We start from the raw sequence: 16,559 nt of genomic DNA, 5'->3' as shown, positions 1-16,559 counted from the left end.
TACGAAAGAGACTTGCTCTTTCAAAACTGAACACGAGTGAGTGTTTGAAGCTATTTGGAAGTTATACTTCCGATTTGAATGTTCTCATTGCAGAGAACGATTCTCCATAGAAAGGAGGTGATCCAGCCGCACCTTCCGATACGGCTACCTTGTTACGACTTCACCCCAATCATCTACCCCACCTTCGGCGGCTGGCCCCCTTGCGGGTTACCCCACCGACTTCGGGTGTTGTAAACTCTCGTGGTGTGACGGGCGGTGTGTACAAGACCCGGGAACGTATTCACCGCGGCATGCTGATCCGCGATTACTAGCAATTCCGACTTCATGCAGGCGAGTTGCAGCCTGCAATCCGAACTGAGACCGGCTTTGCTGGGATTGGCTCCGCCTCGCGGCTTCGCTTCCCGTTGTACCGGCCATTGTAGTACGTGTGTAGCCCAGGTCATAAGGGGCATGATGATTTGACGTCATCCCCACCTTCCTCCGGTTTGTCACCGGCAGTCACTCTAGAGTGCCCAGCCTTACCTGCTGGCAACTAAAGTCAAGGGTTGCGCTCGTTGCGGGACTTAACCCAACATCTCACGACACGAGCTGACGACAACCATGCACCACCTGTCTCCTCTGTCCCGAAGGCCGCCTCTATCTCTAGAGGATTCAGAGGGATGTCAAGACCTGGTAAGGTTCTTCGCGTTGCTTCGAATTAAACCACATACTCCACTGCTTGTGCGGGTCCCCGTCAATTCCTTTGAGTTTCAGTCTTGCGACCGTACTCCCCAGGCGGAGTGCTTACTGTGTTAACTTCGGCACCAAGGGTATCGAAACCCCTAACACCTAGCACTCATCGTTTACGGCGTGGACTACCAGGGTATCTAATCCTGTTTGCTCCCCACGCTTTCGCGCCTCAGCGTCAGTTACAGCCCAGAAAGTCGCCTTCGCCACTGGTGTTCCTCCACATATCTACGCATTTCACCGCTACACGTGGAATTCCACTTTCCTCTTCTGTACTCAAGCCATCCAGTTTCCAGTGCGACCCCAGGTTGAGCCCAAGGTTTAAACACCAGACTTAAACAGCCGCCTGCGCGCGCTTTACGCCCAATAATTCCGGACAACGCTTGCCCCCTACGTATTACCGCGGCTGCTGGCACGTAGTTAGCCGGGGCTTTCTTCTCAGGTACCGTCACTCCGGTAGCAGTTACTCTACCGGACGTTCTTCCCTGGCAACAGAGCTTTACGATCCGAAAACCTTCATCACTCACGCGGCGTTGCTCCGTCAGGCTTTCGCCCATTGCGGAAGATTCCCTACTGCTGCCTCCCGTAGGAGTCTGGGCCGTGTCTCAGTCCCAGTGTGGCCGTTCACCCTCTCAGGTCGGCTACGCATCGTCGCCTTGGTGAGCCGTTACCTCACCAACTAGCTAATGCGCCGCAGGCCCATCCCTCAGTAGCAGATTGCTCCGCCTTTCATCCTTTCTTCATGAGAAAAAAGGAATTATCCGGTATTAGCTACCGTTTCCGGTAGTTATCCCAGTCTGAGGGGTAGGTTGCCTACGTGTTACTCACCCGTCCGCCGCTAAGCTTATCCCGAAGGATAAGCTCCGCTCGACTTGCATGTATTAGGCACGCCGCCAGCGTTCGTCCTGAGCCAGGATCAAACTCTCCAAATTGGTATTTAGAAAGAGCGATTGCTCATTTTGAAACATCTGACGAGAATTTGCATTCTCTAATTTTGGATCTCACCGAAGTGATCTCCCACTCACTCGTTGTTCAGTTTTCAAAGATCAATGTCTTTTTTCGTTGTCGTTGCTTGTCAGCAGCGACCTTTATAATATATCATAGCACCTTTGTTTAAGTCAAGCGTTTTTTTCAATTTCTTTTTTCGCTCGTCTTCCGAACAAGTTATCAATGAATAGCTTGTCCAAAGGGCCGAGACTTAATGTATCATAAATCTTCGAGCCCCGTCAACCATTAAAACAAAGTTATTTTTAAACCGAGCAGCATAATCACTCCCGGAAGCCCCAAAACCGTTACTGCGCCTATGGTTGCAGGGTTCAGCGGAATATAGATTTCGGTTAGCAGTCCGGAGAAATTGACTATATAAATGCCGAGTGCAGCAAGAATAAGATGAGTGCCAAATAAACTGAGCCAGGCCCAGCCCAACTTTTTTTGGAATACAATCAGGGTAAGCAGAATTGCCGATCCAATCAGAACACCTATTGCAATCGTTCTTAGCATACCGCTCCTCCTTCGCTTTTACTAAAACGGGCTTACATCTGACTGCGATTGATACCCAAACTCTTTGCATGCTTAAGATGAATCTGATATTTACGTTCAGCCGCTTCTAGAATATAAATGGCGTAATCAATCTGATCCTGTCCCAGAGCCTCATCGAACATCAGATACGCTCTTTCCCATTCCGCCTGCGCCTTACGCACGTCCAGGAACACATGCCGATCCTCATTTAACTTAGACTCTCTGAGCCTTTTTTCGCTGCCCCATTGCCATTTGCTACTCCACCATCCCATAATGATTCCCCCTTAAGAACCTCATTACTATGCGCTGCCTCTGCATCGCTACATATTCTCATTCATATCGGGGTAGGGACAAACTTAGAACTAAAATCAGCATCATCCTGTGGCGCAGGTTAGGGAAAAGGGAACGGGCAAAAAAAAGAAGCCCTACCGGGCCTCTTTTAGCATAGATGGTTATGGATATCTGTTTCAAGACAGCTCACAGCTCACGACGGCCTTCCAGCGCTTTGGAGAGAGTTACTTCATCCGCATACTCTAAATCGCCGCCTACGGGCAAGCCATGGGCTATTCTGGTGATCTTAATATCGAAGGGCCGGACAAGGCGTGAAATATACATAGCAGTAGCTTCACCCTCAATATTCGGGTTAGTCGCCATTATAAGCTCCTTCACCCTCTCGTCGCTCAAACGAGTCAACAGCTCCTTAAGACGGATATCCTCCGGACCTATACCCTCCATTGGCGAGATCGCACCCTGCAGGACATGATAATAACCGTCAAACTCCTTAGTGCGCTCTATGGCAACAAGATCCTTGGAATCCTGAACCACGCATATCACTGAGGTATCACGGGTTTTGTCCTGGCAGATCCGGCATGGATCAGTATCAGTAATGTTACAGCAGACAGAGCAATAATGAAGATTTCGTTTGACGCTGACCAGCGCCTTGGCAAAATCAATAACTTCGTCCTCTTTCATGTTGAGCACATGAAAAGCCAGCCGGGCTGCTGTCTTCGGCCCTATTCCGGGCAAACGCGTAAAAGCATCAATCAGCTTGGCTAGCGGTTCTGGATAATACAAAGTGATGATTCTCCTTTGGGCTAGAGTGTTGCCGGCCTAGAATAAGCCCGGGATCTTCATTCCGCCAGTGAATTTCCCCATATCATTGTTAGCCAACTCTTCTGCTTGTGTAAGCGCATCGTTCACTGCTGTGATCACGAGGTCCTGCAACATTTCAATATCTTCCGGGTCAACAGCCTCAGGCTTAATCTGAATGGACAGCAATTTCTTGTGGCCATTAACCTGCACTGTAACTACACCGCCGCCGGATGATCCTTCAATGGTCTTGCTGCCCAGCTCTTCCTGTGCCTTGAGCATTTGTTCCTGCATTTTTTTAACCTGTTTCATCATTTGATTCATATTATTCATAGTTACTCTCTCCTTTGAAATGCGCTGTATGCGCTAATAGACTAAAGCATTACTCTTTTATGACAACAAGGTCTTCTCCAAAGAGCTGGATAGCCTCGTCAATCCATGGTTCGGTCTTCGCCTCGGCTTCTTCATGCTCATGCTCCAGACGTAATTCCTCTGTGCCCGGTTGGGCTACAGACTTCTGGGCGGCCTCATTCCAGTCCCGCTGCATGATTGTCACCAGCCGGTAAGGCTTGCCAAGGCGTGCAGCAAACACATTCTCGATCACTTGCCTGTTGGCCGGTTTCTCGGTAGTATCGCGGTGAATTGTGTTCTTAAACGCTACAAGCACCGCATCCTCCATAACGGACACCGGCTCACCGTCAACAAACCATGCGTGTACTGTTACTTTCTCCTCTTTGACTCCCTGCAGCACCAGACTCCACTGCTTATAAACCGCCGCGAAATCAGGATTATCCTTGCCGGCGATGAATTTGCCAAGCTGCGGAGGCAGCTTGGAAGGAGAGGAGATACGCGGAGCCGAGCTTGCTGCAGATGCCCGCGGTGCAGGTGCTGCATCGCGTCCACCGCCCGAGACTCCTCCCGACTGTATGGCCTGTTCCAGCTTCTTCTCTAAAGCAGCAATCTGCCGCTTCAAAACCTCTAATTCTCCCGCATCCGCAGCCTGACCACCGGTTGACGGTTCAACCCGTATAGCACCGGCTACCGGTGCGGTCGCATGCAAGGATGGCCCGGCTTCCTGCTGCATGCTGCACAGCTTCATAAGTGCTACTTCAAACAATGTCTGCGGATGTGTCGCATATTTCATTTCTCCAAGATAGCGGTTTAAGGTTTCTACAATCTGAAACAGCCGCTCCCGTGAAAATGCAGCCGCCATGTCCCGGAATTCAGCCGGATTCAGTACCCGGTCTGTTAATTGATCAGCCCCCGGGACCATTTTGATCATCAGCAAATCCCTGAAGTAATAAAGCAGGTTCTCCAGGCATTTGTCCGCACTCTTGCCTTCCTGCATCAGCTGCTCTACCAGTTCCAGCAGCCGGCCCATATCACCTTCCAGAATGGCTGTTGCCAGGCGGGCAAACTGTTCGGAAGGGATCCCCCCAGTCATGCCCAGTACCTTCTGATAAGTTACATTACCGTCTGTAAAGGAGGAGATCTGGTCCAGTATACTCAGCGCATCACGCATCCCTCCGTCAGAGAGACGGGCGATATACTGCAGAGCATCTGCATCCGCAGTAATGCCCTCCTTCTGACAGATCTCAGCGAGCCGACCGCTCTGCTCCTCCAGAGATACACGGCGGAAGTCAAAGCGCTGACAGCGTGAAATAATCGTAGCCGGCAATTTATGAGGTTCTGTCGTCGCCAGTATAAACATGACATGCGGCGGCGGTTCCTCCAGCGTCTTAAGTAGAGCGTTGAACGCTTCTGTTGTCAGCATATGCACTTCATCAATAATATACACTTTACGGCGCACTTCGGTAGGTGCATATTTCACCTTATCCCGCAGGTCGCGTATTTCTTCCACCCCGCGGTTCGACGCCGCATCAATCTCCTGCACGTCCATAACGTTGCCCGCGGTAATCCTTAGGCAGGAAGGACATTCGTTGCATGGCTCCGGGCCAGGTCCCCGCTCGCAATTGACTGCTTTGGCCAAAACTTTGGCAGCACTCGTCTTGCCGGTCCCGCGCGGGCCGCTGAACAGGTAGGCATGCGAAACCCGCTGTTCACGAATTGCATTCTGCAGCGTCTGGATAATGTGCTGTTGCCCTACCATGTCCTGAAACGACTGCGGCCGCCAAGCACGGTACAGCGCGATATGTTCCACTATGCATTACCCTCTCTTAGGCTGCCGCTTTCCGGCATTTGTCGCTAATTTATTATACTATATTCCCCAGACTTTGACCAAAAACAAAAAGCATCTTCGCTTGTGGCAAAGATGCTATCATTAACCGAATATAAACCGTGCACCTGTTATTGATGGCTGCAATCCAAGCGGCAACCCTACGAGACTGCTCGGGCTAGGCCACCCTCCGGCACAAGAGTAAACTTGCTTATGGCTGCTTCCTTCCGGACCTGACCAGGTTCACAAGCACTCATTGCGGAGGACCCAACCGTCAACACAGCCCATAGGGACCAAGGCCTCACATCGACAGCACCTCTAACAGGAATTCAACCTCGCTACAGCGGATTGCGAGTTACAGGGCACCGCTACCTCCCCGTCTAGCACGGCGAAGATAAGTATAGCTCACACCCCATTAAAAATCAACCCGTCCACAAGAAACCGACTTAAATTTTGGTAATATATGGATCATCTAATAATTCTCATGATTGAAAACATGCCGGAGAGACGCGCATCCTGCTTATTCGGGTAAATAAAAACTCCCCGGATATACCATCCGGGGAGCAGTCCAATCCTTAAGCCGCAAACGCGGCAAGGGCGATTAGATACCGTATTTCTTCTTGAATTTATCGACGCGACCACCGGCATCAAGGAACTTCTGCTTGCCAGTGAAGAATGGATGGCAGTTCGAGCAAATTTCGACGCGCAGCTCTTGTTTAACAGAACCGGATTCGAAAGTGTTGCCACATGCGCAGGTTACCTTAGTGATATTATACTTTGGTTGAATGGCTTCTTGCATTTGAATTTCACCTCTCATGCCCTAGGACTCATGCGGACCCAGAGTTATTAAAACACACAACGACATTCTAGCACGAAATAATAGTCTCTGCAATAAATTTAAATCGGGTACCGATTAGAGCCGTACACGGCGCTCTTTGACCCGTGCTAAATCGGCAGGGGGGACATGTGTATACGAACCAATAACTACCTCCGGCAGTTCCTCGCGGAAGATATCAAGCATGGTCTTCATCCCCAGAATTTCTCCCCGGGCCGGTGGGATTAGTTCCAGATAGCTCTCCGGGTCAATATTAAGGTTACGCATCTGTATCAGCTTCAGATCCGTACGTCTGACAAATTCGACCATGGCTTCAATCTCCTCCTCCCGGTCTGTTACTCCAGGGAAGATCAGATAGTTAATCGAGGTATACACCCCCTGTGAAGCAGCATATTTCAGCGACTTCTCCACATTGGCGAGGGTATAGCCCCGGGGCTTGTAATAGGCATTATAATGATCATCCAGCGCACTGATTGTGCTGACCCGCATAAGATCAAGTCCAGCGTCTACAATCCCGCGGATATGATCACTCAGTCCGGCATTGGTGTTGATATTGATATAGCCCATGTCGGTAATTGAGCGCACTTCACGGATCGACTCAATAATCAGCTTAGCTTGGGTGGAAGGCTCGCCTTCGCAGCCCTGGCCGAAGCTGATTATCGACTGCGGTGTCTTCAGATGCTCCAGCATCACTTCTGTGATCTCGCTGACCGTAGGACGGAAGTTCATCCGTGTCTGGGGAGAGACAAATCCGCTGTCGTCAGGCTGTTCTGATATACACCCGAAGCACCCGGCATTACACGAATAAGAAACAGGAACGGCGCCCTCCCACCGTCCAAGAAACGTATTGGAGGACGTAAGGCATTCATAACCCAGCGCACAGTTAGAAAGGTGATCGTATAGTCTGTTTTCCGGATACTTAGCCGTTAAGGCACCTACCCCTACTTCTACATCCTCGCGGTCACAGTTGAGAGGATTCCACTGCTCCGGATCATCTGTAAGATCTGCAGCGACGTAGAATCCGCCATCCTTCCACACTACAGCGGAATAGCCAAAGAGCGGGAGCTTATACGACTTGTCTGTCTTGACATAGCCTGGCAGGCATAATCTAGTAAAGCCTTGCGGAAGCAGAGCCCCAACAGCCTGGGACCCTTCCGGCAGCGGCAGCATTTCACCTGTCTCGGGATTCATACCCACTGCCCGTGTGCTTGGTAGGCCAACTAGGGTAGCCCCTTCCGGCAGCGGGATTAATTCTTCTTCCAGCATCTCAACAATCATATCCCCGCTGCGGGCCAGGCCGTACAGCTCAGGATGATCATATACGTTACCTTGTTCATCGGCATATACCAAATACATGTTATTCTCCTCTTGTTATCTATTCTCAGGTTGTAGGGACAGTGGGTGTCTTGGGACGCGGGGTCCGGCGCGCGGATGAGCCGCTGTTGGAAGTCCCTCCACTGCTGGCAGTTCCGCTCGGTGATGAGGAATCCTTACTTCCGGCCACATCAAATGAGGCGAGGAACTCTGCGTTAGTCTTGCTGTCACGGAGCTTCTTAAGGAAACCTTCCACGAAATCATACGATTCGTTCATATTCTTGCGGATAGACCAAATCGTATCCAGCTCTTCCTTGCTCAGCAGCACTTCTTCGCGGCGTGTTCCCGAACGGCGGATATCGATAGCCGGGAAAATCCGGCGTTCCGCCAGCTTGCGGTCCAAATGAAGCTCCATATTGCCCGTACCTTTAAATTCTTCATAAATAATATCATCCATACGTGACCCGGTATCAATCAGCGCTGTAGCGAGTATTGTCAGGCTGCCGCCCTCTTCCACATTCCGTGCAGATCCAAAAAACCGCTTCGGTCGATGGAATGCTGCTGGATCAATCCCTCCGCTAAGCGTACGTCCGGATGGAGGAACTACAAGGTTATAAGCGCGTGCCAGCCGGGTAATGCTGTCCAGCAGAATGACAACGTCTTTCTTATGTTCAACCAGACGGAGTGCCCGCTGCAATACAAGCTCTGCAACTTTGATATGGTTCTCGGGAAGCTCATCAAAAGTTGATGCAACCACTTCGCCTTTTACCGAACGCTGCATATCCGTTACTTCCTCAGGACGTTCATCAATCAATAATACAAACAGTGCAATCTCGGGATTGTTAGTGGAGATACTGTTGGCAATTTCTTTTAGGAGGAGCGTTTTCCCTGCTTTGGGAGGTGCTACAATCAAACCGCGCTGCCCGAGGCCTACAGGAGCGAGCAAATCCATTATACGGGTAGACAAATGAGTAGGGGATGTTTCGAGCGGCAGCTTGTCTTGCGGATAAAGAGGCGTTAGTGCCGGGAAATGCAAGCGCTCCGCTGCGCTGGCAGGATTCTCGCCGTTGACGGCGTTGACTTGAAGCAAACCGAAGTAACGTTCATTTTCTTTGGGTGTGCGGCACTTTCCTGATACAAGGTCGCCGCTTCTAAGATCAAATTTACGAATTTGAGAAGCTGAAATATAAATGTCTTCCGCACTGGGCAAATAGTTAATCGGCCTTAGGAAACCGTAGCCTTCAGGCAAAATTTCGAGCACGCCTTCCATAAACATGAGCCCGCTCTGCTCCGCCTGCGCCCGCAGGATGGCGAAGATCAACTCCCGTTTCTTCAGCTGCCCGTAGTATGGAATCTGGTATTTCTTGGCCAGCTTATACAGATCGGTCAGCTTCATTTCTTCCAGATCGGAAATTTGAAGATCCATGTAATAACCACCTATTCAATTTTATATAAGTATAAGTCTATTAAAATGCTTATTAGGATAGGATTACCCAATTTGGAAGGAGATATGCAGTATCCCTGCAAATTCGCTCCTTCCAATAGCAGATAATCTGAATCCTATTCCTCTTCGCGCCAAATCTCAGCGCCCAGATCGCGCATGTTGGTTACTAAGTTATCATAGCCGCGGTCGATATACTCCACACCCGTGACTTCAGTAATTCCGTCTCCGACCGTCAGTCCGGCAATGACCAGCGCCGCACCGGCCCGCAGATCGGCAGCTTTAACCTTGGCAGCATTAAGCTGGCTGCCTTCGATGATTGCCGAGCGTCCTTCAACACGGATTTTCGCGCCCATCCGCACCAGTTCCGGCACATGTTTGAACCGGTTGCTGTACACAAAATCACTTAATACACTGACCCCTTCAGCCTGGGTCAGCATGCTGGTCATCGGGGATTGCAGATCGGTGGCAAAGCCCGGGTATACCAGAGCTTTTACATCGGCATGCTCGTATCTGGCTCTGCCGATGACCCGGATGCTCTCATCCAGTTCTTCAATTTCAACGCCCATTTCCAGCAGCTTGGCGGTCAAAGCCTCCAAGTGTTTGGGGATAACGTTATCTATCAATACATTGCCGCGCGTTGCTGCTGCAGCAATCATATATGTTCCTGCTTGAATCCGGTCAGGAATGATGGAATGGCGGCAGCCATGCATCTCTGTAACGCCTTCGATCCGGATCGTTTCTGTGCCGGCGCCTTTAATAACAGCGCCCATAGAGTTCAAAAGGGTAGCTACATCTATAATCTCAGGCTCTTTAGCCGCGTTTTCGATAATTGTAGAGCCTTTGGCCCGTGAAGCCGCCAGCATGATGTTAATAGTGGCCCCTACGCTGGATACGTCTAAATAAATCTTCGCACCGCGCAGTTCCTTGGCATACAGGTGAATAGAACCGTGATCATTGGTTACAGTTGCTCCCAGTGCTTCAAAGCCCTTGATATGCTGATCAATCGGACGGGGCTCAAAATTGCAGCCGCCGGGAAGGCCTATCGTCGCTTCTTTGAATCTCCCAAGAAGCGCTCCCATCATATAATAAGAAGCACGAAGTTTCTTGACTGGTCCGTTAGGCATAGGGATGGATACGATACGGGAGGGGTTAATTCTCATCTGGCTGCCTGACCATGAAACAGTCGCGCCAAGCTCTTCCAGAATTTCGGAGTAAACGGCTACATCACTAAGGGACGGCAAATTATCCAGAACAACTTCAGATTCAGCTAAAATAGCTGCAGGAATAAGCGCAATCGCGCTATTCTTAGCTCCGCTGATGGTCACAACGCCCTTTAGCGGACGTCCACCGCCAATCATTAATTTTTCCATAGATTTATCTGGTTCCCCCTACGTGTATTGCAGCTTGCCCTGGCAATACCTGCTGTGGCTTTTTTGGTTTTTAAGTGTTTTAAGAAGAAGAAACGGCTGCGCCGTCCTTGGAATAAGGACGGCACACGTTTCAAGAAGAATATATCCATATCAAACTATGCAGCCGGACAGCCTGAAATAACCTGTCCAGCTGCAGCAGCGTTAAATTTACGCTTTGTTGCTGGAACCGAACTCGCGGATTTTACCGATAACGGTTTGTTTGATGGCTTCGCGGCCTGGTGCGATGAATGTACGAGGATCATAAGCATCCGGTTTAGCAGCCAAAACTTCACGTACCACTTTAGCAAATGCGATTTGATTCTCAGTGTTTACGTTGATTTTGGAAGTTCCCAGGGAGATGGACTTCTGGATATCGTGCAACGGAATGCCTGTACCGCCGTGAAGCACGAGCGGAAGCTTAACTGCATCGCGGATTTCTTCCATTTCTTTGAATCCGAGGTTTGGCTCGCCCAGGTAAGGACCGTGTACGGAACCAAGCGCTGGAGCCAAAGTGTCGATGCCAGTTTCTTTAACGATGCTTACACATTCGTTAAGATCTGCATATTGGATGCCGCCGATAACGTCATCTTCTTGTCCGCCTACAGTACCAACTTCTGCTTCAACAGAAACGCCCTTTGCATGTGCATACTCAACAACTTTTTTAGTCATTTCAATGTTTTCAGCGATTGGGTGGTGGGAACCGTCGATCATTACGGATGTAAAGCCGGCATCAATAGCTTCTTTACATTTGTCAAAGCTGGAACCGTGGTCCAGGTGAATCGCTACAGGAACGGTGATTTTCATGTCGTGAACAAGGCCTTCAACCATCTTCACTACAGTATAAAATCCGCCCATGTGACGGGCTGCGCCTTCGGAAACACCAAGGATTACTGGTGACTTTTCTTCTTCTGCTGCACCAAGAATCGCCTGAGTCCACTCAAGGTTGTTGATGTTGAACTGGCCAACTGCATATTTTCCTTCAAGTGCTTTGTTTAACATGTCTGTCATAGATACTAATGGCATGGTTTCAATCCTCCTAAGAATGTTGGGTTGCTTATATTTAAACCGACATCACATACAGGCTTATTATAGCACATCCTGTGTAAAATACTAAATAGGATACACAAAAAAATGTCCCGGTGGGACGATATTTAGCCAGCCTATGCCGCGGGGCAAACTCAACCTTCTTATATTATCCATAACAGGACTTTGCCAAACCATAAATCTCAGGTTAGCCTAGGTGGTCCACTGGCTTGTCCTGAAGATGCATATTCACTGCTACCCGCATCTCATCAATGTCAAACGGCTTGGTAAAGTGCATAAGCGCCCCCAGTTTTGTCGCTTCCTTAATCATGTCCAGTTCTCCGTATGCCGTCATCATAATCACTTTAATAGCCGGATTAATCTCCTTCAAATGCTTAAGGATTTCCAGCCCATCCATTCCCGGAATTTTCATATCGAGCAGAACCAAGTCTGGGGATTCTTTCTGGACAATTTCGATTGCTGTTTTACCGTTAGCCGCTTGATAGGTGGTATACCCTTCGCTATTAAACACTTCCATGAGGAGAATTCGGATTCCGTTCTGATCATCGACAATTAAAACTTTCCCTTTTTTCATATCATACCCTCCCAGATTTAAGGCAGATTGTCTATACCGCGCCCTCTCACAGCTAACGGTTTACAATGATTTAATCTATACGAAACCTATTATTCGTGCTTTATAGTCAAAATCCTGCTAATTGGGTAAAATGGGTAAATTCATCCCAAATAATGGTGGGTAGCTTGTGCGGTTTTCTATGTGATTGCTGACAGCTGAATCTCCATATTTAAAAGAAAGCCCCCAGATGGAGGCTTTCTAAAGATCCTTACCGGACCTGTTTATTTTATTGGTTACAGCTGCTCGGAATGGGTCAGAGAAGCTTTGACAAATTCACGGAAGAGCGGCTGCGGGCGATTCGGACGGGAAGTAAATTCCGGATGGAATTGTACCGACAGGAACCACGGGTGTCCCGGAAGTTCCACGATTTCTACCAGACGCCCGTCCGGTGATGTTCCAGAAAACACAAGGCCTGCTTTTTCCATCTCATCCCGGTAAGCATTGTTGAATTCATACCGGTGACGGTGACGTTCATAGACCAGTTCATCGTCATAGCAGGACATTGCCAGGGAATCCGGCAAAAGCTTGCAAGGATACAGGCCAAGACGCATCGTGCCGCCCATATCTTCGATGTCCTTCTGCTCAGGCAGCAGATCAATTAGCGGATGCGGTGTAGCCGGATCGATCTCCGAGCTGTTCGCCCCAGCCAGTCCCAGCATGGAACGGCCGTACTCGATTACGGATACCTGCATACCCAGGCAAATACCGAAGAAAGGAATGGACTGCTCACGGGCATAACGGATTGCGGAGATTTTCCCTTCAATCCCCCGGTCCCCGAAGCCGCCGGGAACGAGAATCCCGCCGATTCCGCCTAGCAGTTCGTCCACATTCTCATCTGTAACCTGTTCCGCATCGACCCAGCGGATCTTCACTTCCGCGTTGGCTGCGAAACCTGCATGCGAGAGGGACTCTACTACGCTTAAGTAAGCATCATGCAAAGCTACATACTTGCCGACAATGGCGATTTCAACTGTGCGTTCCAGCTTCTGGATCCGCTCCAGCATGCTCTCCCATTCACGCATATCCGGTGCTGGTGTGGTCAGCTTCAGGTGATTGACTACAATCTCATCCAATCCTTCATCACGAAGGTTAAGAGGAACCTCATACAGCGTTGAAGCATCGCGGCATTCCACTACGGCATTCGCATCGATATCGCAGAACAACGCAAGCTTGGCCTTCATATCTTCGGTCAGAGGATACTCCGTACGGCATACGATCACATTAGGCTGAATCCCGATGCTGCGCAGCTCTTTCACGCTATGCTGTGTCGGCTTGGTCTTCACTTCCCCTGCAGCCTTGATATATGGAATCAGGGTTACGTGAATATACATTACATTTTCCCGGCCGATGTCACTCTTGATCTGACGGATGGCTTCCATGAACGGCAGGCTCTCAATATCGCCTACAGTACCGCCGATTTCAGTAATTACTACATCCGAACCTGTCTCGCGGCCCGCACGGAATACGCGTTCTTTGATCTCATTCGTGATATGCGGGATAACCTGAACCGTTCCGCCCAAGTATTCGCCGCGCCGTTCTTTGCTGATCACAGAGGAATAAATCTTCCCTGTCGTTACATTACTGTTCTTGGACAGATTAATGTCAATAAACCGCTCATAGTGTCCAAGGTCAAGGTCAGTCTCCGCACCATCGTCGGTCACAAATACTTCCCCATGCTGATAAGGACTCATGGTTCCAGGGTCTACGTTAATGTAAGGATCAAATTTCTGGATCGTCACCTTCAGACCTCTGTTTTTGAGCAGCCTGCCCAGCGAAGCGGCGGTAATGCCTTTGCCAAGGGAAGACACAACGCCACCCGTTACAAAAATATACTTTGTCACTGTAAAACCCTCCTAAATAAAGTCCAGAAATTCAGGCGACGCTTTTGTTTATCGTAACCCTTTTTTCCATCATCAAACCGGGGGAAACCAAAAGTTACTTCCGCCGCCCAAAATGAAAGGCGAGCTCTTCGCAATCACGGAAAAACCATCTAAAAAAACAAAAAAGTGACACCCGTAGAGCCGGGGCACTTTTTATTTTAGAAAACATATTAACTTTCATTATAAGCCCATGCAATAGTTTACTCTGACGATCCCACCCATGTCAAGGGAGGAATTACGCCCGGCTTATGATTCTAATAATCGTCGTCTTCGTCCTCGTCGGCATCATCAATATCACCGTCTTCGGAGTCTTCATCCGTGTCGTCTTCGTCAATGTCGTCGTCTTCATCAATGACAACATCTTCGTCCACTTCTTCTTCGCTGTCGTCGTCGGAATAGAGGTCATCGCGATCTTCGTCGATAGCGTCGAAATCCTCTTCCTCAGCAGCATAATTCTCTTCTTCTTCCGTGAAGTCGTCATCTTCCAGATCGTCGTCCTCATCGTTAATGATGCGCACGCGTTTGGTATTGCCGACAGGATCATCAGAGCGTTCCAGCGGATACCAGCGTTTCAGTCCCCACAGGTTGGTTCCGACACAGGCAAACCGTCCGTCGATGTTAATCTCGGTATATAACTGAGCGATAGTATCTTGGCTTTCTTGATCGGTCATACCGCGCAGCTTGGCCACTTCGACCATCAGATCACGATAATAATAAGGTGTATTGGCTGCTTTGAGCACCAGGAAAGCCAGGTCCACCATCGGCATTTCTTTAACTTTCTCAGGGTCCAGCTTTAAATTGAGTGGCGTACTCACTAAAGGACACTTCCTCTCACGCATTGTTCACATTACCGTTAATTTCTATTTCATAATATCCATTAACAAAACTAAGTAAAACCTATTTGAGGGCAAAATGCAAGTCAAATGCAGCAAGAGGCAGGAAGATTCCCGCGGTGCAACAGGTAAAGAGGGGACGGAGCCCCGGCAGAGTCAGCTTCCCCTTCCTCGGGCAGCATAGCCCCGTCCGGAGAGAATGAGCACGGTCATTTATTATGTAAAACATACGAATGATTATTTATATTAAAAAAGGCGGAGGAAATCCCTCCGCGCATGACTGTATCCACGCCAAGGATCGGCTCCTTACGGGATGTTGCAAAGAGAGCTAAAGTCTCTTCTGTTTATTTTATGTGAACCTCCGCCTTTTGACACGATGGGCAGCCCATTTCGCTAAAAAAGGGCAAGTTCCCATTCGGACGTCCGCCTCCTCTCATACTATATGGCAGCACGGCAGCAAGGAGGGGGACGGCGTAACCTATGGATTATTACGGATTTTGGCAGTTGCTGCTTGAGGAGATATCGGCTGCCTCCAAAAATACGGAGCGGCGTATTGTGACCTTCAATGATGATCGTCAGTATGCCGGAGCGCTGTCACAGTGGAAGTCGCTGAAGGCGAAGCTGCCGGGGCTTCGGCAGGTTCAGGTTTCTAATCTGATCAAAGCCATTTTTGTACCCGCCGCAGGGGCGGAAAGGCTGATGGACAAATTCGCCTCCTCTTTAAGGATAGAAGAAGACCTGCGGATAAAGGTTCACTCTGTCCCAGGGGAAAAAACTGGCACCGCCATGCTGCCATGGGGCGTGAAAGCGATTCATGCCCCGCAGGCCTGGTCCAAATCAACCGGCGTCCACGTGAAGATCGGTGTCATCGACACAGGCGCCGATTACCGGCATCCCGATTTAAAGCATTCCCTCGCTTCGGGTGTAAATCTGCTTCACCGCGGTATGCTGCCGCTCGATGATAACGGACACGGCACACATATTGCCGGTACGCTGGCGGCAGCCGGCGGTACACGCGGCATGATGGGCGTAGCTCCGCGGGCCCTGCTCTATCCGGTCAAGGCCTTTGACCACAGCGGCTCTGCCTATGTCTCCGATATTGTACTCGGCATCGACTGGTGCGTGCAGAACAAGATCGACATCATTAATATGAGCTTCGGTATGAAGACCCGGAGCAAAGCGCTGCATGATGTGGTGATCAAGGCCTACCGGGCCGGGATCGCCATCATCGCCTCCTCCGGCAACGACGGCAAACGCGGCGGAGATTATCCCGCCCGCTATCCCGAGACGATTGCCGTCGGGGCTCTGGACCGGAGGCACCGCGTAGCGGCCTTCAGTAACCGCGGGACGTATATCGATGTATACGGCCCCGGCGAAAGCGTGCCCTCCTGCTGGCTGCGGGAGGGCTACAAAGAAATGAGCGGCACCTCTATGGCGACCTCGCATGTCACCGGTGCCGCGGCACTGCTGCTCGCGCTGCGCCCGGCGCTGACCCCGCGCGAGCTGAAGCTGCTCTTGCGCCGCACGGCCATGCCGGTGCGGCTGCGCAAGGGCCAGCGCCGCGCGGCCCTCGGCGGCGGCGCAGCCGATGCCCTGCGCCTGCTGCGTGCAGGCGCGCGGGCCAAGCGGGCCGCCGCCGCTGCCGCGAAGGCGTAGGCCCGCCATTTGCCGCAGGGCG

At 50.4% G+C, this 16,559-nt stretch carries 14 protein-coding genes, 1 rRNA gene and 1 other RNA gene; 1 reads left to right on the top strand and 15 read right to left on the bottom strand.

Going from position 1 to position 16,559, the window contains the following annotated elements; all coding sequences use genetic code 11:
- Positions 1–110: 110 nt before the first annotated feature.
- The 15 genes from JRJ22_RS00655 to rpoE form a co-directional block, all read right to left on the bottom strand.
- Positions 111–1,658 (bottom strand): 16S ribosomal RNA (locus tag JRJ22_RS00655).
- A 301-nt stretch (positions 1,659–1,959) separates the two neighbouring features.
- Positions 1,960–2,226, bottom strand: a complete 267-nt coding sequence (locus tag JRJ22_RS00650; RefSeq protein WP_206102706.1) for a pro-sigmaK processing inhibitor BofA family protein — start codon at positions 2,224–2,226, stop codon at positions 1,960–1,962.
- 32 nt (positions 2,227–2,258) lie between these two features.
- Positions 2,259–2,516, bottom strand: coding sequence for a DUF2508 family protein (locus JRJ22_RS00645; protein ID WP_206102705.1), 258 nt, complete (start codon positions 2,514–2,516; stop codon positions 2,259–2,261).
- 205 nt (positions 2,517–2,721) lie between these two features.
- Positions 2,722–3,318, bottom strand: a complete 597-nt coding sequence (gene recR / locus JRJ22_RS00640) for a recombination mediator RecR (protein ID WP_206102704.1) — start codon at positions 3,316–3,318, stop codon at positions 2,722–2,724.
- A gap of 36 nt (positions 3,319–3,354) precedes the next feature.
- On the bottom strand, positions 3,355–3,666 hold the full coding sequence (locus tag JRJ22_RS00635; protein ID WP_054944059.1) for a YbaB/EbfC family nucleoid-associated protein: 312 nt from the start codon (positions 3,664–3,666) through the stop codon (positions 3,355–3,357).
- 49 nt (positions 3,667–3,715) lie between these two features.
- Complete coding sequence (gene dnaX, locus JRJ22_RS00630; protein WP_206102703.1) at positions 3,716–5,494, bottom strand: DNA polymerase III subunit gamma/tau; 1,779 nt, start codon at positions 5,492–5,494, stop codon at positions 3,716–3,718.
- 135 nt (positions 5,495–5,629) lie between these two features.
- Positions 5,630–5,898, bottom strand: an RNA gene (ffs, locus tag JRJ22_RS00625) — signal recognition particle sRNA large type.
- Positions 5,899–6,110: 212 nt separating this feature from the next.
- Positions 6,111–6,308, bottom strand: a complete 198-nt coding sequence (rpmE, locus tag JRJ22_RS00620; protein ID WP_206102702.1) for a 50S ribosomal protein L31 — start codon at positions 6,306–6,308, stop codon at positions 6,111–6,113.
- Positions 6,309–6,422: 114 nt separating this feature from the next.
- The gene (locus tag JRJ22_RS00615) at positions 6,423–7,700 is read right to left on the bottom strand and encodes a radical SAM family protein (RefSeq protein ID WP_206102701.1); all 1,278 of its coding nucleotides are present in this window, start codon (positions 7,698–7,700) and stop codon (positions 6,423–6,425) included.
- Positions 7,701–7,725: 25 nt separating this feature from the next.
- Positions 7,726–9,084 (bottom strand): transcription termination factor Rho, encoded by a 1,359-nt coding sequence (rho, locus tag JRJ22_RS00610; protein WP_054944063.1) that lies wholly within the window; start codon positions 9,082–9,084, stop codon positions 7,726–7,728.
- Between the two features lie 134 nt (positions 9,085–9,218).
- Positions 9,219–10,472, bottom strand: a complete 1,254-nt coding sequence (locus JRJ22_RS00605) for a UDP-N-acetylglucosamine 1-carboxyvinyltransferase (RefSeq protein WP_054944064.1) — start codon at positions 10,470–10,472, stop codon at positions 9,219–9,221.
- Positions 10,473–10,679: 207 nt separating this feature from the next.
- Complete coding sequence (gene fba / locus JRJ22_RS00600) at positions 10,680–11,534, bottom strand: class II fructose-1,6-bisphosphate aldolase (RefSeq protein ID WP_206102700.1); 855 nt, start codon at positions 11,532–11,534, stop codon at positions 10,680–10,682.
- Positions 11,535–11,742: 208 nt separating this feature from the next.
- Positions 11,743–12,129 (bottom strand): response regulator, encoded by a 387-nt coding sequence (locus JRJ22_RS00595; RefSeq protein WP_206102699.1) that lies wholly within the window; start codon positions 12,127–12,129, stop codon positions 11,743–11,745.
- Between the two features lie 272 nt (positions 12,130–12,401).
- Positions 12,402–14,009: a CTP synthase gene (locus tag JRJ22_RS00590; RefSeq protein ID WP_206102698.1), complete on the bottom strand. Its 1,608-nt coding sequence runs from the start codon at positions 14,007–14,009 to the stop codon at positions 12,402–12,404.
- A gap of 293 nt (positions 14,010–14,302) precedes the next feature.
- Positions 14,303–14,863 (bottom strand): DNA-directed RNA polymerase subunit delta, encoded by a 561-nt coding sequence (rpoE, locus tag JRJ22_RS00585; RefSeq protein WP_206102697.1) that lies wholly within the window; start codon positions 14,861–14,863, stop codon positions 14,303–14,305.
- A 498-nt stretch (positions 14,864–15,361) separates the two neighbouring features.
- On the opposite strand from rpoE, the gene JRJ22_RS00580 reads away from it, so the two are divergent.
- Entirely contained in the window at positions 15,362–16,537 is a 1,176-nt protein-coding gene (locus JRJ22_RS00580) for a S8 family peptidase (protein WP_206102696.1), read from the top strand.
- The last annotated feature ends 22 nt before the right edge of the window (positions 16,538–16,559 follow it).

The sequence above is a fragment of the Paenibacillus tianjinensis genome (genome assembly GCF_017086365.1).
Classification (GTDB): Bacteria; Bacillota; Bacilli; order Paenibacillales; family Paenibacillaceae; genus Paenibacillus_AQ; species Paenibacillus_AQ tianjinensis.
This window is presented reverse-complemented; position numbering and strand designations above follow the sequence as displayed.